This window comes from Streptomyces sp. NPDC047081 (assembly GCF_040643775.1).
In the GTDB taxonomy this organism is placed as follows: Bacteria; Actinomycetota; Actinomycetes; order Streptomycetales; family Streptomycetaceae; genus Streptomyces.
The window spans coordinates 655,233-678,359 of the sequence record NZ_JBEYUY010000001.1 but is presented as its reverse complement, the minus strand read 5'-3'; the positions used below and the strand labels follow the sequence as shown (position 1 = coordinate 678,359).

Annotated in this window: 19 protein-coding genes; 7 read left to right on the top strand and 12 right to left on the bottom strand. The window is 70.7% G+C overall.

The genetic code is table 11. The features are described 5' to 3' along the window. Positions 1-97 precede the first annotated feature (97 nt). Together fxsT and ABZ848_RS03080 are read right to left on the bottom strand one after the other, a co-directional pair. Positions 98-2,638: an FxSxx-COOH system tetratricopeptide repeat protein gene (gene fxsT, locus ABZ848_RS03085; RefSeq protein WP_360824266.1), complete on the bottom strand. Its 2,541-nt coding sequence runs from the start codon at positions 2,636-2,638 to the stop codon at positions 98-100. Positions 2,639-2,656: 18 nt separating this feature from the next. Continuing rightward, the gene (locus ABZ848_RS03080; protein ID WP_360824263.1) at positions 2,657-3,598 is read right to left on the bottom strand and encodes a toll/interleukin-1 receptor domain-containing protein; all 942 of its coding nucleotides are present in this window, start codon (positions 3,596-3,598) and stop codon (positions 2,657-2,659) included. A 189-nt stretch (positions 3,599-3,787) separates the two neighbouring features. Here ABZ848_RS03080 and ABZ848_RS03075 point away from each other — a divergent pair, with 189 nt between their 5' ends. The 4 genes from ABZ848_RS03075 (at position 3,788) to ABZ848_RS03060 (ending at position 8,515) form a co-directional block, all read left to right on the top strand. Continuing rightward, positions 3,788-4,549: a DeoR/GlpR family DNA-binding transcription regulator gene (locus tag ABZ848_RS03075; protein WP_360824260.1), complete on the top strand. Its 762-nt coding sequence runs from the start codon at positions 3,788-3,790 to the stop codon at positions 4,547-4,549. Continuing rightward, the gene (gene pfkB / locus ABZ848_RS03070; RefSeq protein ID WP_360824258.1) at positions 4,546-5,493 is read left to right on the top strand and encodes a 1-phosphofructokinase; all 948 of its coding nucleotides are present in this window, start codon (positions 4,546-4,548) and stop codon (positions 5,491-5,493) included. The genes ABZ848_RS03075 and pfkB overlap by 4 nt, the downstream gene beginning before the upstream one ends. Positions 5,494-5,926: 433 nt before the next feature. Next, entirely contained in the window at positions 5,927-8,071 is a 2,145-nt protein-coding gene (locus ABZ848_RS03065) for a fructose-specific PTS transporter subunit EIIC (protein ID WP_360824255.1), read from the top strand. Positions 8,072-8,257: 186 nt separating this feature from the next. After that, positions 8,258-8,515: a hypothetical protein gene (locus tag ABZ848_RS03060; protein WP_360824252.1), complete on the top strand. Its 258-nt coding sequence runs from the start codon at positions 8,258-8,260 to the stop codon at positions 8,513-8,515. A 58-nt stretch (positions 8,516-8,573) separates the two neighbouring features. Here ABZ848_RS03060 and ABZ848_RS03055 read toward each other — a convergent pair whose 3' ends face one another. The 4 genes from ABZ848_RS03055 to ABZ848_RS03040 all read right to left on the bottom strand — a co-directional run bounded on the left by ABZ848_RS03055 (position 8,574) and on the right by ABZ848_RS03040 (position 13,590). Further along, positions 8,574-9,320, bottom strand: coding sequence for a DUF6227 family protein (locus ABZ848_RS03055; RefSeq protein ID WP_360824249.1), 747 nt, complete (start codon positions 9,318-9,320; stop codon positions 8,574-8,576). 198 nt (positions 9,321-9,518) lie between these two features. Beyond that, the gene (locus tag ABZ848_RS03050; RefSeq protein WP_360824246.1) at positions 9,519-10,748 is read right to left on the bottom strand and encodes an Ig-like domain-containing protein; all 1,230 of its coding nucleotides are present in this window, start codon (positions 10,746-10,748) and stop codon (positions 9,519-9,521) included. Positions 10,749-11,277: 529 nt separating this feature from the next. After that, positions 11,278-12,306, bottom strand: a complete 1,029-nt coding sequence (locus ABZ848_RS03045) for a P1 family peptidase (protein ID WP_360824243.1) — start codon at positions 12,304-12,306, stop codon at positions 11,278-11,280. Between the two features lie 36 nt (positions 12,307-12,342). Continuing rightward, complete coding sequence (locus ABZ848_RS03040; RefSeq protein ID WP_360824240.1) at positions 12,343-13,590, bottom strand: low temperature requirement protein A; 1,248 nt, start codon at positions 13,588-13,590, stop codon at positions 12,343-12,345. A gap of 228 nt (positions 13,591-13,818) precedes the next feature. On the opposite strand from ABZ848_RS03040, the gene pflB reads away from it, so the two are divergent. Genes pflB through ABZ848_RS03025 form a run of 3 tightly spaced genes read left to right on the top strand, consistent with a single transcriptional unit; the run spans position 13,819 to position 17,179 of the window. After that, positions 13,819-16,116, top strand: coding sequence for a formate C-acetyltransferase (pflB, locus tag ABZ848_RS03035; protein ID WP_360824237.1), 2,298 nt, complete (start codon positions 13,819-13,821; stop codon positions 16,114-16,116). A gap of 12 nt (positions 16,117-16,128) precedes the next feature. Then, positions 16,129-16,944: a pyruvate formate-lyase-activating protein gene (pflA, locus tag ABZ848_RS03030; protein ID WP_360824234.1), complete on the top strand. Its 816-nt coding sequence runs from the start codon at positions 16,129-16,131 to the stop codon at positions 16,942-16,944. Positions 16,945-16,996: 52 nt separating this feature from the next. Continuing rightward, positions 16,997-17,179, top strand: coding sequence for a hypothetical protein (locus ABZ848_RS03025; protein ID WP_360824231.1), 183 nt, complete (start codon positions 16,997-16,999; stop codon positions 17,177-17,179). Between the two features lie 43 nt (positions 17,180-17,222). On the opposite strand, the gene mscL is transcribed toward ABZ848_RS03025, so the two are convergent. The 6 genes from mscL to ABZ848_RS02995 form a co-directional block, all read right to left on the bottom strand. Then, entirely contained in the window at positions 17,223-17,699 is a 477-nt protein-coding gene (gene mscL, locus ABZ848_RS03020; protein ID WP_360824228.1) for a large conductance mechanosensitive channel protein MscL, read from the bottom strand. Between the two features lie 150 nt (positions 17,700-17,849). After that, positions 17,850-18,392, bottom strand: a complete 543-nt coding sequence (locus ABZ848_RS03015) for a hypothetical protein (RefSeq protein WP_360824225.1) — start codon at positions 18,390-18,392, stop codon at positions 17,850-17,852. A 155-nt stretch (positions 18,393-18,547) separates the two neighbouring features. Then, positions 18,548-19,381, bottom strand: a complete 834-nt coding sequence (locus ABZ848_RS03010) for an S-methyl-5'-thioadenosine phosphorylase (RefSeq protein WP_360824222.1) — start codon at positions 19,379-19,381, stop codon at positions 18,548-18,550. A gap of 100 nt (positions 19,382-19,481) precedes the next feature. Then, a complete protein-coding gene (locus tag ABZ848_RS03005; RefSeq protein ID WP_360824219.1) occupies positions 19,482-19,799 on the bottom strand; it encodes an FmdB family zinc ribbon protein in 318 nt (105 codons plus the stop codon). Between the two features lie 67 nt (positions 19,800-19,866). Further along, positions 19,867-21,159, bottom strand: coding sequence for an MFS transporter (locus ABZ848_RS03000; RefSeq protein WP_360824216.1), 1,293 nt, complete (start codon positions 21,157-21,159; stop codon positions 19,867-19,869). A gap of 289 nt (positions 21,160-21,448) precedes the next feature. Further along, positions 21,449-22,984 carry a potassium/proton antiporter gene (locus ABZ848_RS02995; protein ID WP_360824348.1) on the bottom strand — a complete coding sequence of 512 codons (1,536 nt, stop codon included), beginning with the start codon at positions 22,982-22,984 and terminating at the stop codon, positions 21,449-21,451. Positions 22,985-23,127 lie beyond the last annotated feature (143 nt).

Genomic DNA, 23,127 nt, shown 5'->3' with positions numbered 1-23,127 from the left:
GCCCACCGAGTCCAGGATACGGACGAGTTGATAGCCCGTCAGGGCTTCGTCGGCCCGCTTGTGGGTCGTGACCAATGTGGGGTATGGCGACCGGGGGTCACAACGGCATGGGGTCGATGTCCTGGTCGGCGCGGTGCTCCTGGTCGGCGGCCTGGACGAACGCGGGGTGGCTCCGGCCGAGTTTGCGGCCGAGCCGTTCCTTGGTGTCGGTCCGGAGAATGTCGGCCTCTTCGGTGCGGCCGAGGGCGCGCAGGTCCATGGCGAGGTTGGCGGCGCAGGCCAGGGTGGAGGGGTGGTCGTCGTCCAGGACCTCGCGGGAGCGGCGGAGGGTCTCGGTGTCCAGGTCGAGGGCGGTGGCCGTGTCGCCGAGGGTGTAGTGGTCGCCGGCCAGATTGGTGCGGCAGGCCAGCGTCGACGGGTGTGTCTCACCGAGGGCCGTGACGAAGCCTCGTAGCGCGAGGGTGTCGACACGACGGGCGGCTGCCGGGTTGCCCATGGAGCGCAGGGCGACGGCCAGGCTCACGGCGGAGGACAACGTGTGAGGATGGGAGCGGCCGTAGGTCTGCTCGTAGAGGTGCCAGGTCTCCATACCGAGGGTGAGAGCGGGTTGCAGCCGGCCGGCGCAGCGTAGCTGAACACTCAACTCCAGTGCGGCGGCGAGGGATTCGGGGTGCAGGTCGCCGTAGCGGGCGATGAGATCGGCGCGAGCTTGCTCGGCGACCGCGAGGGCCTCACCGGATTCACCGGCCTTACGGAGCGTGGTGGCGAGGAGACGCAGGCCCGCAAGGCACATGGGGTTGTTCCGGCCCAGGGCGGTCCTGATGCGCTCCGTTGCCTCCCGGTGGTAGGTCAACGCGGCGCTGTACTGGCCGAGTTCGCGTACGTCCACGACATAGCCGATCCAGGTGCGCAACGAGGACACGTGGTCCTGGCCGTAGATCGTCGTGAAGCCCTGCCAGGTTTCCCGGTCGAGACCGCGGGCGCGGGTGAAGTCGCCGACGAGGCGGAGGCTCACGCCGAGGTTGTGCGCGGCGCGGAGGGTTTCGGGGTCCTCGGGGCCCAGGAGCCGTAAGTACTGCTGGTGGACGGACTCGGAGAGGGAGAGGGCTTCGTTGAAGTCGCCGCGAGCGCGGTGGTCGATGGCGACGTTGCCCAGGGCATCGATGGTGTCCTGGGCTTCGGGGCCGAGAGCGCGACGATACGTCTCCAGAACCGCAGCGTTGAGTTGGGCCGCCTCCTGGTAGCGGCCCATGTTGAAGTGCAGGAAGCCGAGCCAGCGCGCTACTTGGAGGGCTTGGGGGTGGTCTTCCCCGAGTGTCCGGGACCAGGCCTGGTGTGCGGCGCGGGCCAGTTCCAGGCAGGAGGCGTAGTCGCCCCAACGCAGCAGGTAGACGACTTCGTTGACGACCAGGTTGCGCACCCGGTGCTCGTCGGACGCGACCGCGTCGGACACCAGCACGTGCGGGTGGAGGGAACCGTAAAGCCCCCAGTGCTCCAGGTTGTCCGGGTCGTTGGGATCGTTCGCGGCCAACAGCAGATGGCCGGCCCGGAGCATGACCGCACGCTCCTGCTCCGACATGCGGGACGAGACCACGGCCTGCACCAGCCGGTGCATCTGCAGCGAACTGCCGTGGGGATCGACGCGGGCCAGCGAGAACCGGCCGATCTCCCGGATCACCTGCCCCAGCCGGATCGGATCGCCCAGCACCGGGTCCAGCTCCGGAGCGAGAGCAGTGCCGGGCGGGCTCTTGAAGAGGGCGCGGGGGATCGGCCCGGGAGCGTACAGGGAGCAGATCTGGAGGAGCCGGTATGCGGCCGGGTGCTCGGACTCCAGCCGGTCCAGCGAGATGTTCCAGGCCGCTGTGACTGGTTGGCGGCCGGGCGCCAGAGCGGTCTCACGCAGCAGGTGCACACGTTTCTCGGCGAGAAGACCGAGGTATTCGTCGACGGGCATGCCCGTCTCGGCGTGCCAGGCGGCAGCCTGCTCGATGGCGAGCGGAAGGTCACCGAGGGCCTCGGCGAGCCGATCGGCGTCGGCGTCCCCGACACCCGAACTCCGTCCGCGCAGCAGGCTCTTGCTCTCCGCCCGGGTGAAGACGTCGACTTCGAGCGGGCGGGCGATACCGGTCCAGTGCGGGTTCCGGGACGTGATCAGGACGGTGCCCGGACCGCCCGTGGGCAGAAACGGCCTTATCTCCTCGGGGCTTTCGGCGTTGTCCAGCACCAAAAGCCAGTTGGAGTACGGCCGTCCGAAGCGCAATGCCTCCAGGGTGGAACCGACTGTGGAGGCGACGTCCGGGCCGGCCGGCACTCCGAGGTGCGGGGCGAGTTCCGCCAAGGACGCCGAGATCTGCGCAGTCTGCTCGGCGGAGATCCACCACACCACGTCGTACTCGGTCATCCACCGATACAGATACTGGACGGCCAACGACGTCTTTCCGACACCACCGAGGCCGTACAGGCTCTGCGGAACCACTGCTGCTCCCCTGTCCCGCAGGAGCCGCCGGTGCAACTCCTCCAGCAAGTCCTCGCGGCCGGTGAAATCGGGGTTCCTCGGTGGCACACTGCCCCAGACGGCGGGGGTCACGGTGACCTTCGCGGGCCTACCGGTGCCGGGTTCCACTGCTTCGTGCGTCATCTCGGCCTCCCTCGCGCATCAGCCATCCGTTTGTGTCGTTCCCCGGCCGGACCCATCGGTCGAGGGTGGGAGCACCGTGGGATCGGCCGGGTAGCGCGGCGGCGCCACGGGCTTCGACCGCCCCATGCGTACGGTGTCCATCGCGTCCAGCAGCCGCGAGCGGGCCCGTTCCACGGGAAGTCCCACCAGGTCGACGGCGACGAGGGCTGCCAGCAGCCCGGACGGACGGCAGGGAATCACCCGTATCGGAACCAGGCGGCGCGCGAAACTGGTCGGGTCGCTGCCCTGTGCCACCTGCCACTCGATGCGCCCGTACACCGACTCGACGTAGGCCGGGGATAGGACGGCCACGACCCGCTCGCACTCGGACAGACCGCGCTCCATTCCGAGCTGCCAGTTGCTGCCGGGGACGAAGTCCCAGTCCTGCACCAAGACGCGGTAGCCCGCACCTTCCAGTTCCCAGGCGATCCACACGGCCCAGCGTTGGTCAGTGGATGCGTAGGAGAGGAAGAAGTCCCGGCGGGAGCTCCTCTGGTTCGTGTCCGTGACCGGTGGCAGGCCCGTCGGGGCTGACTGTGGTGCGCCTTGCGCGTGCCTGTCGGAGTCCCGCTCCTGCGCCAGCTCCGCGACTCGCTGCGCGGTCACGCTGCCCGGCTGCAACAGCTGTAACGAGGTGGCAAGGGCGTGGAGTCCGCCGGGGGCGTGGTCGCAGTGCCGCACCAGGGTTACGCATTGCAGCAGGGCGGCGGGGGCTGGTGGTCGGTGCTTTCCGGACAGGGCGGTGCCGGGGCCGAGGCGCCCGGAAGAGGTCCGGTTCTCCAGCTCGGCCTCGACCATCCAGGTCAGAAGGGCTCGGGCATGGGGGTCGCTGAACACCTCGGAGTGGAGGAGCGTGTCGACGATCTCCGTCTGCCAGTCGTGCTCCGGACGATCGGAATGGCTGGCGTCGCTCCGGCCCACGGAATCCCCCCGACGGTCGCTTCCTCCTCAGAGTACGACCGTGCTCACTATCTGTCAGAGTGCCCGTTTGCGTCTGCTCGGTGCCCGAACCTGTTTACTTTCCAGAAATCCGAGCGTAGCCTCCGAGTGAAACCACAAGTTCGGGCATCAGTCGGGAATGGTCGGACATCGAGGCGGAGGCGAACGGACATGTACGCACCGGAGCGGCAGCAGGAGATCCTCCGGCTCGCCCGTGACGGCGGCCGGGTGGACGTGGTGTCGCTGGCCGAGGAGTTCCAGGTGACGGCGGAGACGATCCGCCGCGACCTGAAGGCCCTCGACCGCGCCGGCCTGCTGCGCCGGGTGCACGGCGGTGCCATACCGGCCGGACGCCTCGACTTCGAACCGGACCTCGCCGAGCGCGAGGGCACCTCCGCCGACGAGAAGGACCGCATCGCCAAGGCGGCCGTCGCGGAACTGCCCACCGAGGGCACCCTCATCCTCGACGCCGGTACGACGGTGGCGAGGCTCGCGGCGGCCATCCCGCTGGAGTCCGCGCTCACCGTCGTCACCCACAGCCTGCCCATCGCGGCCCGCCTCGCGGACCACCCCGGCATCCAGCTCCACCTCGTCGGGGGGCGCGTGCGGCACCGTACGCGCGCCGCCGTGGACGCCTGGGCGCTGCGGGCGTACGGCGAGATCCGGGCGGACGTCCTGTTCGTCGCGGCCAACGGCTTCTCCGCCGACCACGGCCTGACCACCCCCGACCTCGCCGAGGCCGCGGTCAAGCGCGCGGCGGTGGCCGCGGCTCGCCGCGTCGTGCTGCTCGCCGACTCCTCCAAGCACGGCCAGGAGCACTTCGCCCGCTTCGGCGACCTGAGCGACGTGGACCTGCTGATCACCGACAGCGGGTTGAGCCCGGAAGACGCCACCGCCATCGAACGCGGCGGCACGGAAGTAGTGCGCGCATGATCCTCACCGTCACCCCGAACCCGTCCCTCGACCGCACCTACGAGATCCCCGCCCTGGAGCGCGGCGAGGTCATCCGCGCCACCGGCGAGCGCATGGACCCGGGCGGCAAGGGCGTGAACGTCTCGCGCGCCGTCTCGGCCGCCGGGCAGCGCACGGTCGCGGTCCTGCCCCTGGGTGGTGCGCCGGGGGCGCTCGTCGCCGACCTGCTCGACGCGCAGGGCATCGAGGTCGCGCCGGTCCCGGTCGCCGGCGCCACCCGCTCCAACATCGCGCTCGCGGAGTCCGACGGGGTGCTCACCAAGATCAACGCGCCGGGTCCGGAGCTGTCGTCGGAGGAGCAGGAGCTGCTGCTGGAGACGGTCCGCGCGCAGTCGCAGGACGCGGCGTGGATCGCGTGCTGCGGGAGCCTGCCGCGGGGGCTCGCGCCGGCGTGGTACGCCGATGTCGTCGCCCGGGCGCACGCCGGGGGCGTGCGGATCGCGCTGGACACCTCGGGGCGTGCGCTCCTGGAGGCGCTGCGGGAGCGGCCCGACGTGGTGAAGCCGAACGCCGAGGAGCTCGCGGAGGCCGTCGGGCGCCCCCTGGCGACGGTGGGCGACGCGGTGAAGGCGGCCGAGGAGTTGCGCGAGATGGGCGCGCGCGCCGTGCTCGCGAGCCTGGGCGCCGACGGGCAACTGCTCGTGGACGGCGCGGGCGCCTGGTTCGGCAGCGCACGCGTGGACGTGGTGCGCAGCAACGTCGGCGCCGGCGACTCCTCCCTCGCCGGCTTCCTGATCGCCGGCGGCAGCGGCCCCGAAGCCCTCGCCTCGGCGGTCGCCCACGGCGCGGCGGCGGTCCAACTGCCGGGCAGCGTGATGCCGACCCCGGCCGACCTGGATCCGGCGGCGGTGACGGTGACGGCGGACGTACCGGTGGACCGCGCGCTGAGGGAGCCGGTGTCATGAGCCTTTGTACGACGTCCAGGGCGGTGCGTGGTGAGGTTGTCAGCGCCGTGACAGGCGGCGCTGGGGCGCTCATTGGGGCGCGTGAGGCTGTGGCGCGCGCTGCTGAAGGGCACGGCGCTGTGGAGCGCGGCGCTGCGGCGCTCACCACGGCGCGCGAACCGGCCTCGCGCGCCGCCTATCCGATACTCGCGCCGCCCGCTGCGGCGAGCGCCGCGGCCTTCCCTGAACCGAACCCCAAACGGCGAGGCTCCCCCTTACTCGCCGCGGCCGACGGAAGGCAGGGCCACCTGAGCCGCCCTGCCGACCTCGGGAGGCGGGGTTTCCCCGGCCCCGCCTCCATCGGCCCCGATGTTCCCGCCACTCCCCATCTCACCCCCGTCCCCACCCTCGCCCACCCCACTCCCCGGGCGATACGCGTGCGAAGGAGCCCGCGATGAGCGACATGATCACCGCGGACCTGGTCGATCTCGACCTGTCCGCCGACACCAAGGAAGCGGCGGCGCGTGCCCTCGCCGAGCGCATGGTGGCCCTGGGCCGGGTGACCGACCTGGAGGGCTTCCTCGCCGACGTGGCCGCCCGCGAGGCACAGATGCCCACCGGCCTCGACGGCGGCATCGGCATCCCGCACTGCCGCAGCGAGCACGTCACCGAGCCGACGCTCGCCTTCGGCCGCAGCGCCGCCGGCATCGACTTCGGCGCGGCCGACGGCCCGGCCGACCTGATCTTCCTGATCGCCGCGCCCGCCGGTGCCGACGATGCCCACCTGACGATCCTGTCGTCGCTGGCCCGCCAGCTCATGAACGCCGAGTTCACCGGCGCGCTGCGTTCCGTGGGGGACGCGGCGGCGGCTGCGGCGCTGATCCGCGGGGACGAGGCGCCTGCGGCGGAGGGCGCGGCTGCCGAGGGGGCCGCGCACGGCGCTTCGAGCGGCGCGAAGACCGCTGCGAGCGCCTCTGAAGACTCCGCTGCGGCGCCGGGGGCGGCCTCCGCCGGCGCCGCAGCGGGTGGCACGGCCCCGGCGCCGGGCGCGAGCGTCGAGGACGCGTCCGCCCCGGTGCCGGGCGCCCCCTCCTCCGCCGAGCGCCCCTTCCGTATCGTCGCGGTCACCTCCTGCCCGACCGGCATCGCCCACACGTACATGGCGGCCGAGTCGCTGGAGAACGCCGGCCGCGACGCGGGCGTCGAAGTCGTCGTCGAGACGCAGGGCTCGGCCGGCTTCACCCGGCTCGACCCGGCCGTCATCGCGGCAGCGGACGGCGTGATCTTCGCGCACGACGTCCCCGTACGGGACAAGGACCGCTTCGCCGGCAAGCCGACCGTCGACGTCGGCGTGAAGGCGGGCATCAACCGCCCCGGCGAGCTGATCACCGAGGTGCGCGAGAAGGCGGCGCGCGGTGAAGTGACCGCGAGTGCCCCCGCGGGCGCCGGTACGCCTGTCGAGCGCGCCGGCGACTCCGGTGAGGGCTACGGCACCAAGCTGCGCAAGTGGCTGATGTCCGGCGTGAGTTACATGGTCCCGTTCGTCGCGGCCGGCGGTCTGCTGATCGCCCTCGGCTTCGCGATCGGCGGCTACAAGATCAACAAGGCGCCGTCGGTCATGGACCACTTCGTGTGGACCCAGGGCGACAGCTGGGCCGCGCTGCTCTTCCAGATCGGCGTCGTCTCCTTCGGCTTCCTCGTCCCGGTCCTCGCCGGCTACATCGCGTACGGCATGGCGGACCGGCCCGGTCTCGTCCCGGGCTTCGTCGGCGGCTCGATCGCCCTCACCATCAACGCGGGCTTCCTCGGCGGCCTGGTCGCCGGTCTGCTCGCCGGTGGGGTGGTGATGGCCATCCAGAAGGTGAAGATCCCACCGGCGGTGCGCGGCATCATGCCAGTGGTGGTGATCCCGCTGATCTCCTCGGCGGTCGTCGGATTCCTCATGTTCGTCGTGGTCGGCAAGCCCATCGCCTCCGCCCAGAAGGGCATGACCGACTGGCTGAACGGCCTCTCCGGCACCAACGCCGTCCTGCTCGGCGCCCTGCTCGGCCTGATGATGTGCTTCGACCTCGGCGGCCCCGTCAACAAGGTCGCGTACACCTTCGCCACCGCCGGCATCGCGGTCTCCAACCCGAGCGACTCCGCGATGAAGATCATGGCCGCGGTGATGGCCGCGGGCATGGTCCCGCCGCTCGCGATGGCGCTGGCCACCACGGTCCGCGGCAAGCTCTTCACCGAGACCGAGCGCGAGAACGGCAAGGCCGCCTGGGTCCTCGGCGCCTCCTTCATCTCCGAGGGGGCCATCCCGTTCGCCGCGGCCGACCCGCTGCGCGTCATCCCCTCCTCGATGGTGGGCGGCGCGATCACCGGTGCGCTGTCGATGGCCTTCGGCGCCACCCTGCGCGCCCCGCACGGCGGCATCTTCGTGGTCCCGCTGATCGGCAACCCGTTCCTCTACCTGATCGCCATCGCGGTCGGCACGTGCGTCACCACGGCGCTGGTGGTGGTCCTGAAGGGCATGCGCAAGCCGGCCCCGGGAGCCGCGACCGCCGGCACGGCCACGGCGGCGGCAGAGGCGAAGCAGCCGGTCGCGGCCTGACCGCCCGGCGCTGCGCGTGACGATCGGCCGCAGTCCCCCGCGGGAGGGGACTGCGGCCGACCGTATGTCTCTTTGATCTGTTGTGAGTTGTTCACGACACCTGAGGCAAGTGTCACACCTGCGAAGCATGCGAGATACGTCACGGTCCGGGACCAAAGTCCCGGACCGTGGTGTCTACTGGGCCCCATGCCTGATGAGCACGTCTCGATCCTCCAGTCGCTGGGCGTGGTGATACTCGCCCTCGCCGCCGCCATTTGGGTGTTCGGCCTTGTCAGCCTCGCGCGCCGGGGTCACTTCGGTGTGGTCGTGTGGCCCACGGGCCGAACTCTGCGCGCCCTGCCGCGCCAGCGCGAGTCCGCCCCGCAGCTGGAGTCCGTCGAGCTGTCTGCGGCGGAGCGGGACGCGTTCGCGGGCCTGGTACGACAGCTCAGCAACGGCCGCTGAGGCGCGCGACGCCCACCGGAGCCGGCGCCGGGGCGCGCGTCCAGCCGTACGCGCCCTGTCAGGAAACCTGCGCCGCCCGCCGCTCCATCGCGTCCCGGGCCGCGTCCTCGCTGACGTACACCTCGCACATGTGCCGCCCGTCGGGCGTCACCGTGTGCTCGACCTCCCAGAGGGCGATCTCCGCGCCGTCGCGCAGCAGGAACGCGTGCTCGTAGAGCGCGAAGCACAGCCCGGCGCGACCCGCGCGGCACGGGCGCCCGAAGGCCTGCGTGATCTGGTGCGCGAACGCCGTGGTGAGCAGTTCCGCCGTGTCCGCGCCCGGCCGGTCCGGGTTCTCCGCGCGGCGCAGGAGCCGGCGCGCGTGGTCCGCCGAGTCGTCCGGTACGTAGATGTGCCGGGGTTCGGGGATCGGCGACAGCTGCACCGTCACCGGCAGCTCGAAGTCCGGCGCGTCCGGCGGCAGCGGCAGGCGCGCGGTCGCGGCACGCAGCTCCTCCTCGTCGACGTACACCTCGTGCTGCGTCTCGCTGCCCGGCGCGGTGTTGTGCACGAGCTCCCACATGGTGAGCGCCGAGCCGTCGGCCAGCAGCCAGGTGTGCCGGTACGTCTCGCGGTGCAGCCCCGCGCTGTGGTGCGCGGAGTGCAGCGAACTGTCGTGCGCCAGCGCGCAGTCGAGGCGCCGTATCGTCTCGTCCGGCAACTCGAAGGAGTTCAGGGCACGGCCGAGGAGTCGCGCGAGGTGCTCCTCCGGAGACTCGGGCGACTCGGGTGGTTCGTACGCTGCCGTCTCGTACGGAACGCTCAAGGTTTCTCCCGGCGTTGCTGCATGTCACCTTGTGGGTGCATACCGTAGCCCCTCGGTCGGACATCATGTCCGGGAACCGAGAAAACGTGCGCACAGAAAACGCCCGGGCCGTGTGAGAAGTTCCCACACGGCCCGATGATCCGTCAGAACCCGCTGCTCAGGCAGTCCTTGACGCGATCAGGAAGGATTTCGGGGCGATCACGCGGCGCTTCCCGCCACCCACTCGCTCCACGACAGGTTCCATCCGTTGAGCCCGTTGTCGGGCGCCACCGTCTTGTCGGGGGAGTTCTTGACGATCACGACGTCCCCGATGAGCGAGTTGTCGTAGAACCACTTCGCGGGCGTCGCGCCCTGCGCGCCCTGGACGTCCGCGAGGCCGACGCAGCCGTGGCTGGTGCCCTCCCGGCCGAACGGCGGGTTGCCCTTGTTGTACCAGTAGTTGCCGTGGATGAAGGTCCCCGACTGGGTCAGGCGCATGGCGTGCGGCACGTCCGGGATGTCGTACTCGCCGCCCAGGCCGACGGTCTGGCTGTTCATGCGCGTCTGCACGAACTTCTCGGAGATCACCATCTGCCCGTTGTACGTCGTGTGCTCCGGGCTGCCCGACGAGATCGGGATCGTCTTGAGCGTCTTCCCATCGCGCACGACCGTCATGGTCTCCGTGTTCACATCGACCGTGGAGACCTGTGAACGCCCGATGGTGAAGGTGACGGTCTTCTTCTGCACCCCGTAGACGCCGTTCGCGCCCTCCACGCCGTCCAGGTCGATGTTCATCGTGACCTTGGAGCCGGCCTTCCAGTACGCCTCGGGCCGGAAGTCGAGCCGCTGCGCCCCGAACCAGTGCCCGACCACCTTCTGCCCGCTGCTGGAGGTGACCGTGATGTGCGACTGAACGGCCTTCTTGTCGCTGATCACCTTGTCGAAGTTGAACGACACGGGCATCCCGACGCCGACCGTGGTCCCGTTGTCCGGCGTGTACGTCCCGATGAAGCTGTTCGCCGAAGTCACCGTGGTGAAGATCGAGTTGGCGGCCGCCGTACGACCTTCCCCGTCCTTCGCGGTCGCCGAGATCTGGTACTTGGTCCCGCGCTCCAACTGCTCCTTCGGCTTCCAGACACCGCCGTTCGCGGACAACTCGCCCGCCACGGCCTGTCCGGTGCCCGCCACCGTCATCTTCACGTCGGTCAGCTTGCCGCCGCTGACCTTCACGCCGGTCGTGTTGATCGACGCGTTGGTCGAGCCGTCCTTCGCCGAGATGACGATCTTCGCGGTGGACGTCTTGGACGTCGTCCTGCCGTCCTTGCCCTCGCTCGAGGAGTTGGCATCGGCGTTGGCATTGCCGCCGCAGGCGGTGAGGGTGAGGGCGCCGACCATCAGGACGGCACAGGCCCCCAGCGCGCGCCGCGCTGCTATGTACGGCGTTGTCACGGGCTGCTCCAGGTTCGTATGTTGTGCGTGTTCCGCTCCAGTGCGTGGAGAAAGAGGGAACTGGCGCCTGATGAGGTTCCGCCGAATGGCCGTTGACGCCCTCACGTGACAGAACCGGGACAATCACGGGGTGGGGGTGGGGTGTCGGCGCAGGTGGGGGCGGGGGTTGGTGGCGCGGGTGCAGATGCGTGATGGGGGCGTGTACGTGACGCATCGCGCCCCTGACTAGGGCGTGCGGCGCCCGTCGCGCGCCGCACCATGCATGCCCGCACCTTTCCTCTCGCCGGCCGCGCCCCTCACCACGGCTCGCGCAACCCCCGCGCAAGCCCATCGCGCGCGCCCCTCACGCACAGCCCGCGCCCCGACCGCCCTGTGCTCTGCACCGTCCGCCCGCGCGCCCCCTGCCGCAGGCAGGTTCCGGTCGGCCACAGAACGCGCGCCTCCGTCGTGCGCCGACCGCGAGGGCCTCCTACGCCGGCACGGGGCGCACGTCCTGAGCCCCGATCGCGCGCCACCCGCTCCCGCCGAGTCACCGGCCCCCGTACAACTCCCCGTACGACGGCCAGACCCCACCCGGTCCGTCCACCGACTCCGCGGCGCGCACGGCGCGTACGATCGCGCGCGTCACGACATCCGCGCCCGCCGCGAGGATCTCGTTGAGCGCGAGCGGGTGCGCGGCGTCGAGCGGGCGCTCTCCCGTCGCCAGCGCGAACACCGTGTCCCCGTCGTTGAGCAGGTGCACCGGCCGCACGGCGCGCGCGATGCCGTCGTGCGCTGTGCCGGCCAGCTTCTGCGCCTGGGTCTTCGAGAGGTCCGCGTCCGTGGCGACCACGGCGAGCGTGGTGTTCAGCGGAGGGGGTGCGTTCTTCGACGCGATCTCGGCAAGGCGCCGGCGTGCGGCTTCATGGACGCGCGCCTCCGGGTAGTTCACGCGCCCCTGGAACAACTCCCCGTACAGAACGCCCGTTTCGGGGTCCGTCGCCGATCCCGCCGCGTTGGCCACGACCAGCGCCGCCACGGTGACCCCCGAGCCGAGGACGACGCTCGCGCTGCCGACCCCTCCCTTCAGCGCCCCCACGGCCGCTCCTGTGCCCGCGCCCACGCATCCTTCCGGCACGCGTGCGCCGTCCGCGCTCGCCGCGGCCGCCTCGACGGCGGCCCGTCCGATGGCGGCGTCGGGCCGGGCGCGGAAGTCACCGCCGCGCCCCAGATCGAAGACGCACGCCGCGGGGACGACCGGCACCACGTGCGCCGGATCCACTCCGACGCGCACTCCGCGCCCTTGCTCCTCCAGCCAGGCCATCACCCCGGACGCCGCGTCGAGCCCGTACGCGCTGCCGCCGGTCAGCACGATCGCTTCGACCTTCTGCACGAGGTTGCGTGGGTCGAGGGCGTCCGTCTCCTTGGTGCCGGGCCCGCCGCCGCGCACGTCCACGGCGGCGACGGCGCCTTCCTCGGGGGCGAGCACGACCGTGGTGCCGGTGAGCCAACCGTCGCCGGTGCGGGTCGCGTGGCCCACCCGCACGCCGGCGACGTCCGTCAGAGCGTCAACTGTCATGCCCCCAGTCTTGCCCGCCGGGGCACGGGGCGAGCATCAGGCGACCGGCGTCGTCGCGCGCTCCCCGCTCGCCCCGCGCTCCCGGGCGGCCATGCGCGCCGTGAGCGTCGTCCCGGTCACCACCGCCAGCCCGGACACGATCCCCGCCGCGAACACCGACCAGTCGCCCAGGAAGGTGCAGACGATCACCAGCAACGCCGTGGTCGGAAGCACCAGTTGCTGGGCGATGCCCACCTTGTAGAAGCGGGAGTGCAGCGCCCACACGGTGAGCAGGTACAGCGCCGTGGGCAGGGTCACCGCGGCCGACGCGGCCAGCGTGGAGATGTGCGCCTTGCCGACGGCCTGCTCCACCGCCACCTCCAGGCCCGCGCCGATCGCCGCCGCCGAGGCGAAGATCAGGTAGTGGCCGTAACCCCAGAGGAATGCCTGCCGGTTGGAGCGCAGGTGGCCGTGGATCGGTACGACGAAGTAGATCCACCAGGCGGCGAAGACGATCAGCAGCCCGCCGACGGCGATCGGCAGCAGGTCGCCCAGGGCGTCGTGCTCGTCGATGCCCGACTTCACCGCGACCGTGGCCGCGGCGATCGTCTCGCCGAGCACGATGATCGTGAACAGGCCGTACCGTTCCGAGATGTGGTGCGGGTGCCACGACGTGGGATGGCTCTTCTCCGCGAACGGCGGCACGCACATCTCTAGCAGCGCCATCACCAGGAAGACCCACGGCCGGGCGCCCTCGGGCAGGACGACCAGCCCCAGCCAGCCGACCATGCACAGCAGTACGCCGACGCTGTACCGCAGCGCCATGGTTCTCTCGGCGCCCTCGGTCGACAGCGCGACGCGGAACCACTGCGCGGACATGGCGAGCCGCATGATGAGGTAGCCCAGCCAGACGACCAGGAAGTCGTGGTCCTCGAACGCCCGGGACACTCCGGCCGCCAGGACGAGCACGCCGGCGATCTGGACCAGGGTGACGACTCGGTAGAGCGCGTCGTCGTTGTCGTACGCCGAGGCGAACCACGTGAAGTTCATCCACGCCCACCAGATGGCGAAGAACACCATCGCGTAGTTGAGGATGCCCTCGCCCGCGTGGTTCTCGGCGAGGGCGTGCACCAGTTGGACGCCCGCCTGGGCGATGGCCACGACGAAGCACAGGTCGAAGAAGAGCTCGAGCGGCGAGGCGACGCGGTGCTCCTCGTCGCGGCCGCGGGCCCTGAGCCTGCGCAGTGGTCTGTGACTCTGTGGCGCGCCGGAGTGGCCGGATGCGGGAGTCGGACTGGACGTCATGAGTCCAAGCACACCAGATAACCCGCCGAAATTCTTGTGAACGGATTCACAAGCGGACCGGAGTCGAGAGACCCGTCGAAAAGGCCAGTTCAGACGCCTTGATCGCAGCGCTCGCCGATCAGACCCGGGACCTTTGTCCCGCAACCCGGGACCAATGCAGCTCCCGGCGGCGCGTACGCGGGCGTGCAATGGATCTGTACTGACGAAGCGATGCGGAAGGTACCGGCCATGACTGCCACTCCTGCGGAAACCACCACCGTCCCTCCTGCCCGGGAGGCGTCGCACGAGCCGTCGCCACAGGAGGACGCCTGGACCGGCTTCCGGGGCGGCCTGTGGCGCGACACCATCGCCGTCCGCGACTTCATCCAGCACAACTACGTCCCCTACGAGGGCGACGCCTCCTTCCTCGCAGGCCCCACCGAACGCACCACCAAGGTCTGGAACAAGCTCCTCGCGATGTTCCCCACCGAGAACGAGCGCGGCATCCACGACGTCGACGTCAGGACACCCTCCCGCATCGACGCCTTCGCGCCCGGCTACATCGACCGCGACCTGGACATCGTCGTCGGCCTCCAGACCGATGCTCCGCTCAAGCGCGCCATCATGCCCAACGGCGGCTGGCGGATGGTCGAAAGCGCCCTGAACGCCTACGGGTACGAGGCCGACCCCGCCGTCCGGGAGATCTACACCAAGCTCCGCAAGACCCACAACGACGGCGTCTTCGACGCCTATACGCCCGAGATCCGCGCCTGCCGCTCCTCCGGCATCATCACCGGACTGCCCGACGCCTACGGCCGCGGCCGCATCATCGGCGACTACCGCCGCGTCGCCCTCTACGGCGTCGACCGGCTCATCGTCGCCAAGCGAGCGGATAAAAGCACAGTCGAAGTCCTCTGGCCGAGTGCTGAGGTGATCCAGGAACGCGAGGAAATCGCGGACCAGATCCGCGCCCTCGAAGAGCTCAAGGCCATGGCCCTCTCCTACGGCCACGACATCTCCGGCCCCGCCCGCACCGCCCGCGAGGCCGTCCAATGGCTCTACTTCGCCTACCTCGCCGCGGTCAAGGAACAGAACGGCGCCGCCATGTCCATCGGCCGCATCGACGCCTTCCTCGACATCTACCTCCAGCGGGACATCGAGCGCGGCCTGCTCACCGAGTCCGAGGCGCAGGAGATCATCGACGACTTCGTCATCAAGCTCCGCATCGTGCGCTTCCTGCGCACCCCCGAGTACAACGAGCTCTACTCCGGCGACCCCACCTGGGTCACCTGGTCCATGGCCGGCCTCGGCGAGGACGGGCGCCCGCTCGTCACGCGCACCACCTTCCGCGCCCTCAACACCCTCTACAACCTCGGCCCCGCCCCCGAACCCAACCTGACCGTCTTCTGGTCGCAGCGCCTCCCCGAAGCCTTCAAGCGGTACGCCGCCCAGGTCGCCGTCGACACCAGCGCCCTGCAGTTCGAGTCCGACGAGCTCATGCGCCCCAAGTACGGCGACGACACCGCCATCGCCTGCTGCGTCTCCGCGATGGCCATGGGCAGGCAGATGCAGTTCTTCGGCGCCCGCGTCAACGTCGCCAAGGCCCTGCTGTACGCCATCAACGGCGGCCGCGACGAGAAGACCGGCAAGAGGGTCGTCGAGGGCTTCGAGCCGATCACCGACGAGTACCTCGACCACGACACCGTGCTCGCCCGCTACGACGCCATGCTCGGCTGGCTCGCGAAGACCTACGTCCACGCCCTCAACGTCATCCACTACATGCACGACAAGTACGCCTACGAGCGCCTCGAAATGGCCCTGCACGACCGGGAGATCCTGCGCACCATGGCGTGCGGCATCGCCGGCCTGTCGGTCGCCGCCGACTCCCTGTCCGCGATCAAGCACGCGCGCGTGAAGGTCGTCCGGGACGAAACGGGCCTCGCCGTGGACTACGTCGTCGAGGGCGACTACCCGGCGTACGGCAACAACGACGACCGGGCCGACTCCCTCGCGCGCTGGATCGTCCACGAGTTCATGGAGAAGGTCCGCCGGCACCCGACGTACCGCGACGCCGTGCACACCCAGTCCGTCCTGACGATCACCTCGAACGTCGTCTACGGCAAGAAGACCGGCAACACGCCCGACGGCCGCCGCGCGGGCACCCCCTTCGCGCCCGGCGCCAACCCCATGAACGGGCGGGACGAGCACGGCTACATCGCCTCGGCGCTCTCCGTCGCCAAGCTCCCTTACGACGACGCGGAGGACGGCATCTCGCTGACCAACACGATCACCCCGGACGCGCTCGGCCGCACCCCGGAGGAGCGCGCCGCCAACCTCTCCGGTGTCCTGGACGGCTTCATGGCGAGCGACGGCTTCCACATGAATGTCAACGTGCTCGACAAGGCGACCCTCGAGGACGCGATGGAGCACCCCGAGAAGTACCCGCAGCTGACCATCCGGGTCTCCGGCTACGCGGTCAACTTCGTGCGCCTCACGCGCGAGCAGCAGCTCGACGTCATCAACCGCACCTTCCACGGCGCGCTTTGAGGGAGCAGGACGATGACCACGCTTCTTCCGTCCGCGGCGGCCACGCCGGCGCGGACGAGCGCTCCCGCCAGCGCGGCCGCCGCGGCGACTCGTCGCCCGGCCGTGGGGTCGGTCCACTCGTGGGACCTGTCGACCGGAGTCGACGGACCCGGCACCCGCTTCGTCACCTTCCTGTCGGGCTGCCCGCTGACCTGCCTGTACTGCCACAACCCCGACACCTGGCGCATGCGTGACGGCAGGCGCACCACAGCCGACGAGATCGTCACCGAAGCCGGCAAGTACACGCGTTTCATCGATGCCGCCGGCGGAGGTACGACGATCAGCGGGGGAGAGCCCCTGCTCCAGCCCGTGTTCACCGGCGAACTGCTGCACCGCTTCAAGCACGAGCTCGGCCTGCACACCGCCCTCGACACCTCGGGCTTCCTCGGCGCCCGAGCCACCGACGCGCTGCTGAGGGACACGGATTTCGTCCTGCTCGACATCAAGTCCTGGGACCGCACCACCTACCGCAAGGTCACCGGCCGCCCCCTGCAGCCCACCCTCGACTTCGCCCGGCGCCTGGCCGACCTCGGCAAGGAGGTTCACGTCCGCTTCGTGCTCGTGCCCGGCCTCACCGACGACCCGGCCAACATCGAGGGCGTCGCCGCCTTCGCCTCCTCGCTCGGCAACGTCGGCCGCGTCGACGTCCTGCCCTTCCACAAGCTCGGCGAGGCCAAGTGGCGGGCCCTCGGCCGAACCTTCGCCCTGCACGACACCCCCTGCCCCACCCCGGAGCAGACCGCCCTGGCCAGGAGCGTCTTCGCGGCGCACGGCCTGCACGCCGTCTGAGTCACCGGCGCCATCCGGCCGCCGCGCGCCCCCGGGGCCGTACCCTGGAGGCATGACCTCCGCCCCCGCACCCGAGCCGAGCGCCCCGAAGCCCGCGTTGATCTTCGACGACCCGCTGGACCAGCAGTCCTCGGACGACACGGACCGCGGGTGGGGCGAGCGGCCGGGCTCCGGCGGCGACTCCGCGGCGGACCTGAAGCGCTTCCTCGACGAGAAGCCGCCCCACCACCTCTGAGCCGCGCCGGCCGCCACCCGCCAGAGACGGCGGGCCGCTGTCGCTACCGCTCGTCGTGCCCGGAGCCGCGCTGCGCGACCAGTGCGTCGCGGATCTCCTTGAGCACCTCCAGCTCGGTCACCTCGATCACCTCGTGCGTGCCCTCCTTCGCCTTCCTGCGGGCCTCCTGCCGTGCCAGGTACTTCGACATCGGCAGCACCATCAGGAAGTAGACGACGGCCGCGGTGATCACGAAGGTGAGAGTGGCGCCGAGGACGGAACCCCACATGATCGGAATGCCGCTCTTCGCCGTGCCGTCGGCGTTCAGCACGCACGGGTCCTTCAGGCACGAGCTGTAGCTGTCGAGGTTCTTCGTGCCGATCGCCCCGACCAGCGGGTTGATAACCCCCTTCACCACCGAGTTCACGATGTTGGTGAAGGCGGCGCCGATGACCACCGCTACCGCCAGGTCGACGACGTTCCCGCGCATCAGGAACGCCTTGAAGCCGTCCCAGACGCTCGGTTCCTTCTTCTCGATCACCTCGTGGCCTCTTCTCGCATGCACAGGTTGTGGAACACGTTGCGGAACAAACAGCTCCGCAACCTACGTCAACGCGAGGCCACCCTGTCCAATTGGGTAGCTCCAACGAGGGACTTGACAGGAATTCGCGCAGGATGCGCATCGCGAAGCTCAACACAGTGTCACCGCCAGCCGCGCCGTCGCACCCGCGCCCGCGAGGCGCGCAGCGGTGGAACGAGGAACCGACAGCACGACCAGCGCACCGCTGTCGCCGGCACCGTCCAGGGGCTCCGGCACCTTGGTCACCCGCGCCCCGCGCGCGACCACACGCGCGTCGCCGCCGGTCGCCGTGTCCTGCGCGGCGATGACGTCCACCCGGTCGCCGGGCCGCAGCAGCCGGACCGTCGCCGCGTCGGCGATCCGCACCGGCGCGGACACGATGCGGACGGCGGGCTGCCTCTGGACGGGCTCCGCCACGGGATGCCCGCGTGCCCCGTCCCCGCCCCGTGGGCCCGCCGCCACCAACGCGGCCGCCGTGACGGCGAGGCCGGCCGCCACCGCCCGCCGTCGGTGCCGTACGAGCCGCGCCAGTTGGTACCGCCCGCCGCGCACCCGCACGGGAGCGAAGTGCGGAACCTCGCACGTGGCGGGGATGTCGGTGCCGGGCGGGTGCGGAACGGAAGGGGAGACGGGCAGCTGAGGAGGGAGGGACATGTGGATCACCACCTGCGTCGAGGAATCGGCTCGCAGGCCCACGATGAGGCTTCGCGCCGATTCCCGCCGAGACCGGTGGACGGCCGACGGGTTGTGGACAACTCCCTCACCCGAACGGGAAGTTCCGCACCCTGTGAGCCCTCCTCGCCACCGGATTACGGCAGTTCGAAGCCCGGATCCATGCCACCCAGCGCCGTTGTGCACAGGCAGTCCCGGTCCTCGTTCGAGGGCAGGCCGACGACCGCGTCGAACAGCACGCCCCGCAGCCGGTCCACGTTCGCCGCGAACACCCGCAGCACCTCGTCGTGCGAGACGCCCTCGCCGGTCTCGGCACCCGCGTCCAGGTCGGTGACCAGAGTCATCGACGTGTAGCAGAGCTCCAGTTCACGGGCGAGCGCCGCCTCGGGATGACCGGTCATCCCCACCACCGACCAGCCCTGCGCCTGGTGCCACAACGATTCGGCACGGGTCGAGAAGCGCGGCCCCTCGACCACGACCAGCGTGCCGCCGTCCACCGGCTCCCAGTCCTGGCCCCGCGCCGCCTTGAGGGCTGCCGCACGGCCGACGGGGCAGTACGGGTCGGCCAGGGACACGTGCACCACGTTCGGCACGCTGCCGCCGGGCAGCGGCAGCCCGTCGAAGTACGTCCCCACCCGGGACTTCGTACGGTCCACCAGCTGGTCCGGCACGAGCAGCGTGCCCGGCCCGTACTCGGGACGCAGACCGCCCACCGCGCACGGCCCGAGCACCTGGCGCACGCCGACCGAGCGCAGCGCCCACAGGTTGGCGCGGTAGTTGATCCGGTGCGGCGGCAGATGGTGGCCGCGGCCGTGGCGGGGCAGGAAGGCGACCCGCCGGCCGGCGACCTCGCCGAGGAAGAGGGAGTCGCTGGGCGGCCCGTACGGGGTGTCCACCTCGACCTCGGTCACGTCGTCGAGGAACGAGTAGAAGCCCGAGCCGCCGATTACACCGATCTCTGCGTTCGCCATGGCCAGCACAGTATCCGGCCCCGGCGACGCGAGGAGAGCCCCTCCGGAAACACCGAAGACCCCGCCGTCGTACGACGACAGGGTCCCGTGGGCGCGAGTGCTACGCGGCGCTGCTGGAGGAGGAGCCGGTGCTCGACGACTTCGAGTCCGAGGACGACGAAGTCGAAGAAGAAGAGGAGTCCGAGGACGACGAGGTGGACGTCGACGGCTTGGACGACGCCGGCGAGCTGCTCGACGAGGAGCCGCGGCTGTCGTTGCGGTAGAAGCCGGAGCCCTTGAAGACGATGCCGACGGCGGAGAACACCTTCTTCAGGCGGCCACCGCAGCTGGGGCACTCGGTCAGGGCGTCGTCGGTGAACTTCTGCACCGCCTCGAGGCCCTCGCCGCACTCGGTGCACTGGTACTGGTAGGTCGGCACTGTCTTCCTCCTGGCACTCTCACTCAATGAGTGCTAACGACGGTCCATAGTGACGTATTCCTGAGGATCAGTCCACCGTCACCGGCACGCGGTGACCGACGCCACGTGCGACGGTCCGGCTCCGGGGCCGTGTGGCCAGCCGCGACTTGAGGGTCACGAGGGTTGCCAGGGCGAGCACCGTACCGCCCATCGGCACCAGGAAACCGGCGCCGCCCCAGAAGCGGTCCTCCAGCTGTCCGGCGACGGTGACCGCGGCCGCCTGGCCGAGCGCCACGGCGCCGGTCAGCCAGGTGAACGCCTCGGTGCGGGCGCCGGCCGGGACCAGGCCCTCGACCAGCGTGTAACCGGTGATCAGCGCGGGCGCGATGCACATACCGACGAGCAGGCCGAGGCCGGCCAGGACGAGCACCGAGTGCGCGGCCCACAGGCCGGAGGCCGTCAGCGCGAGTGCGCCGTAGCCCACCACGAGGCGCTGCTGCGGAGCCGCCTTCCAGGCGACCGCCCCGCACACGATCCCGGAGAGCATGTTGCCCGCGGCGAAGACGCCGTACAGAACGCCGTTGAGGCCGGGTTCGCCGATCGACTCCGTGAACGCGGCCAGCGACACCTGCATGCCGCCGAAGACGGAGCCGATGCCCAGGAAGGCCACGGCCAGCACGCGCACACCGGGGACGCGCAGTGCGGAAGCGTGCTCCACGCGCGCGTGCCCGGCGACGGAGACGGCGGGCTGTGTGCTCTTCTGCGCCGCGAACAGCAGACCGCCGAACAGGGTCAGCGCGGCCTCCGTCATCAGGCCGGTGGCCGGGTCGATGCCGGTGCACAGCGCGGTGGCCAGCAGCGGACCGAAGACGAAGGTCAGCTCGTCCGTTACGGACTCGAAGGCCGCCGCGGTGGTCATCAGGGGCGTGTCCTGGAGCTTCACACCCCAGCGGGCGCGCACCATCGGCCCGACCTGCGGCACCGAGGCGCCCGTCGGCACGGCTGCCGCGAACAGTGCCCACAGGGGCGCGTGGGCGAGCGCGAGCGCCGTCAGCGTCAGGCCCGACAGCGTGTGCAGCAGCACGCCGGGGATCAGCACGGCGCGCTGACCGTAGCGGTCGGCGAGGCGGCCGCTGTAGGGCGCGAACAACGCCATGGAGACACCGGTCACGGCCGCGGCGGCGCCCGCCGCCCCGTACGAGCCGGTGGTGTGCTGCACGAGCAGCACGATGGAGATGGTGAGCATCGCGAACGGCTGGCGCGCCGCGAAACCCGGGAGCAGGAACGTCCAGGCGCCGCGTGTGCGTAGCAGCTGCCCGTATCCCGGGCGGGAGGAAGCCGACGTGTCCTTCGACGGCTCGGTGGAGACCGTGGACGCCACGGCCCGTGCCTTTCTGCCGCCTGGTAGCGCGCCCGTGCGGGGGCGCCGAGAGCTGTCCTCTTGCGCGGAACTGCGGTAGATGCCGGGGCCCACTGCGGAGGTGCTCCGACCGCCATACGGTCGCGCCAGCTCTGCGTCAGGCAGAGTTGGTTCGATCAGGGTGCGCCTTCATCGTACAGGGATCGACGGCTGCGACGCCTGTGAAAGCGAGCACCATGCGCCGCGTTTGCCTGCGAATGGCGGGGGTGTGAACCGTACGAAACGCGCCCTTAACGACATGGAGCGCCGCCTAGCGCCCCGCACCCGCCCCGTTCGCCCCCAGCCACCCGGCCAGCTTGCCCCCGTGCCCCACGGCCCGCAGCCGCTTCTCCGCCGCGTCCCGGACGGGGTCCGTGGCGACGACGAGGAGTTCGTCGCCGCGTCGCAGGACCGTCGTCGGCAGGGGGACAAACGATTTTCCGTCGCGGACGACGAGGGTGACGGCGGCGCCGGCCGGGAGGCGCAGCTCGTTGACCTCGACGCCGTGCATCCGCGAGCCCTCGGGGATCGCGACGGACAGCAGGTGCCCGCGCAGCCGTTCCAGCGGGGCGGACTCGATGCCGAGGTCGGCGGCCTCGGCGCCCTCGCCCAGGCGCAGCTTGCGGGCGAGCCAGGGGAGCGTCGGCCCTTGGACGAGCGTGTAGACGACGACCAGGACGAAGACGATGTTGAAGATGCGGCGGCTGGCGTCGACGCCCTGCACCATGGGGATCGTCGCCAGGATGATGGGGACCGCGCCGCGCAGCCCGGCCCAGGACATGAGGGTCTGCTCCTGCCACGGCACCCGGAAGGGCAGCAGGCACAGCACCACGCTCAGGGGGCGCGCGACCATGGTGAGCGCCAGGCCGATGACCAGCGCGGGCCACACGTCGTCGCCGAGCTCGTGCGGGGTGACCAGGAGGCCGAGCAGGACGAACATGCCGATCTGGGCGATCCAGCCGAGGCCGTCGGCGAACCCGCGCGTGGCGGGCCAGTGCGGCAGCTTCGCGTTGCCCATCACCATGGAGGCGAGGTAGACGCCGAGGAAGCCGCTGCCGTGCGCCAGCGCGCCCCCCGCGTACGCCGTGACGGCGATCGCCATGACGGCGATGGGGTACAGGCCGGAGGCGGGCAGCGCCACATGCCTGAGGCCCCAGGAGCCGAGCCAGCCCACCGCGAGCCCGATGGCCGCACCGATGGCGAGCTCCAGCGCTATTTCGCCGATGAGCACGTACCAGTGCTCGACCGGGCCGGCCTTGGAGAAGGCGACCACCAGGATGACGACAGGGGCGTCGTTGAAGCCGGACTCCGCCTCCAATGTGCCCGTCACGCGCGCGGGGAGCGGGATTCTGCGCAGTACGGAGAAGACCGCGGCCGCGTCCGTCGAGGAGACGACCGCCCCGATGATGAGCGCCTGCCGCCACTCCAGCCCGATCAGGTAGTGCGCGGCCGCCGCCGTGACCCCGACGCTCACCGCGACCCCGCCCAGCGCCAGCGCGGAGGCGGCCGGCAGGGCCGGCTTGATCTCCTTCCACTTCGTGCCCAGTCCGCCCTCGGCCAGGATCACGACCAGGGCCGCGTATCCGATGACCTGGGTCATCTCGGCGTTGTCGAAGTGGATGTCACCGATGCCGTCCTGGCCCATGAGGACGCCGATCCCCAGGTAGACGAGCAGGCTGGGGAGCCCGCTGCGCGAGGAGATCCGGACCGCTGCCACGGCGACGAGCAGGACGAGCGAGCAGACGAGCAGAAGCTGGTTGAGGTGGTGGACAGTCAGCGGCCGTTCCCTTCCCTGACTCACACGCATCCCGCGCGGGAGCTCACGTACATAGGACACGAAGCCGAGAAACTCCGCACCCAAGTACTTCGTTACCTTACCTAACTCTTGACGATTTCTTGACGCTTCCGGAGGCAAGATCGAACGCGCTTCCGCGCCCGTTCCCGACTCCG

Bases quoted from the DNA above. Each gene is read 5' to 3' on its own strand.
- ABZ848_RS03015 (WP_360824225.1), bottom strand. From the start codon at position 18,392: ATGTCCCTCCCTCCTCAGCTGCCCGTCTCCCCTTCCGTTCCGCACCCG.
- ABZ848_RS03010 (WP_360824222.1), bottom strand. From the start codon at position 19,381: ATGGCGAACGCAGAGATCGGTGTAATCGGCGGCTCGGGCTTCTACTCG.
- pflA (WP_360824234.1), top strand. From the start codon at position 16,129: ATGACCACGCTTCTTCCGTCCGCGGCGGCCACGCCGGCGCGGACGAGC.
- ABZ848_RS03040 (WP_360824240.1), bottom strand. From the start codon at position 13,590: ATGACGTCCAGTCCGACTCCCGCATCCGGCCACTCCGGCGCGCCACAG.
- ABZ848_RS03045 (WP_360824243.1), bottom strand. From the start codon at position 12,306: ATGACAGTTGACGCTCTGACGGACGTCGCCGGCGTGCGGGTGGGCCAC.
- ABZ848_RS02995 (WP_360824348.1), bottom strand. From the start codon at position 22,984: ATGCGTGTGAGTCAGGGAAGGGAACGGCCGCTGACTGTCCACCACCTC.
- ABZ848_RS03075 (WP_360824260.1), top strand. From the start codon at position 3,788: ATGTACGCACCGGAGCGGCAGCAGGAGATCCTCCGGCTCGCCCGTGAC.
- ABZ848_RS03065 (WP_360824255.1), top strand. From the start codon at position 5,927: ATGAGCGACATGATCACCGCGGACCTGGTCGATCTCGACCTGTCCGCC.
- pflB (WP_360824237.1), top strand. From the start codon at position 13,819: ATGACTGCCACTCCTGCGGAAACCACCACCGTCCCTCCTGCCCGGGAG.
- fxsT (WP_360824266.1), bottom strand. From the start codon at position 2,638: ATGACGCACGAAGCAGTGGAACCCGGCACCGGTAGGCCCGCGAAGGTC.
- pfkB (WP_360824258.1), top strand. From the start codon at position 4,546: ATGATCCTCACCGTCACCCCGAACCCGTCCCTCGACCGCACCTACGAG.
- ABZ848_RS03060 (WP_360824252.1), top strand. From the start codon at position 8,258: ATGCCTGATGAGCACGTCTCGATCCTCCAGTCGCTGGGCGTGGTGATA.
- ABZ848_RS03025 (WP_360824231.1), top strand. From the start codon at position 16,997: ATGACCTCCGCCCCCGCACCCGAGCCGAGCGCCCCGAAGCCCGCGTTG.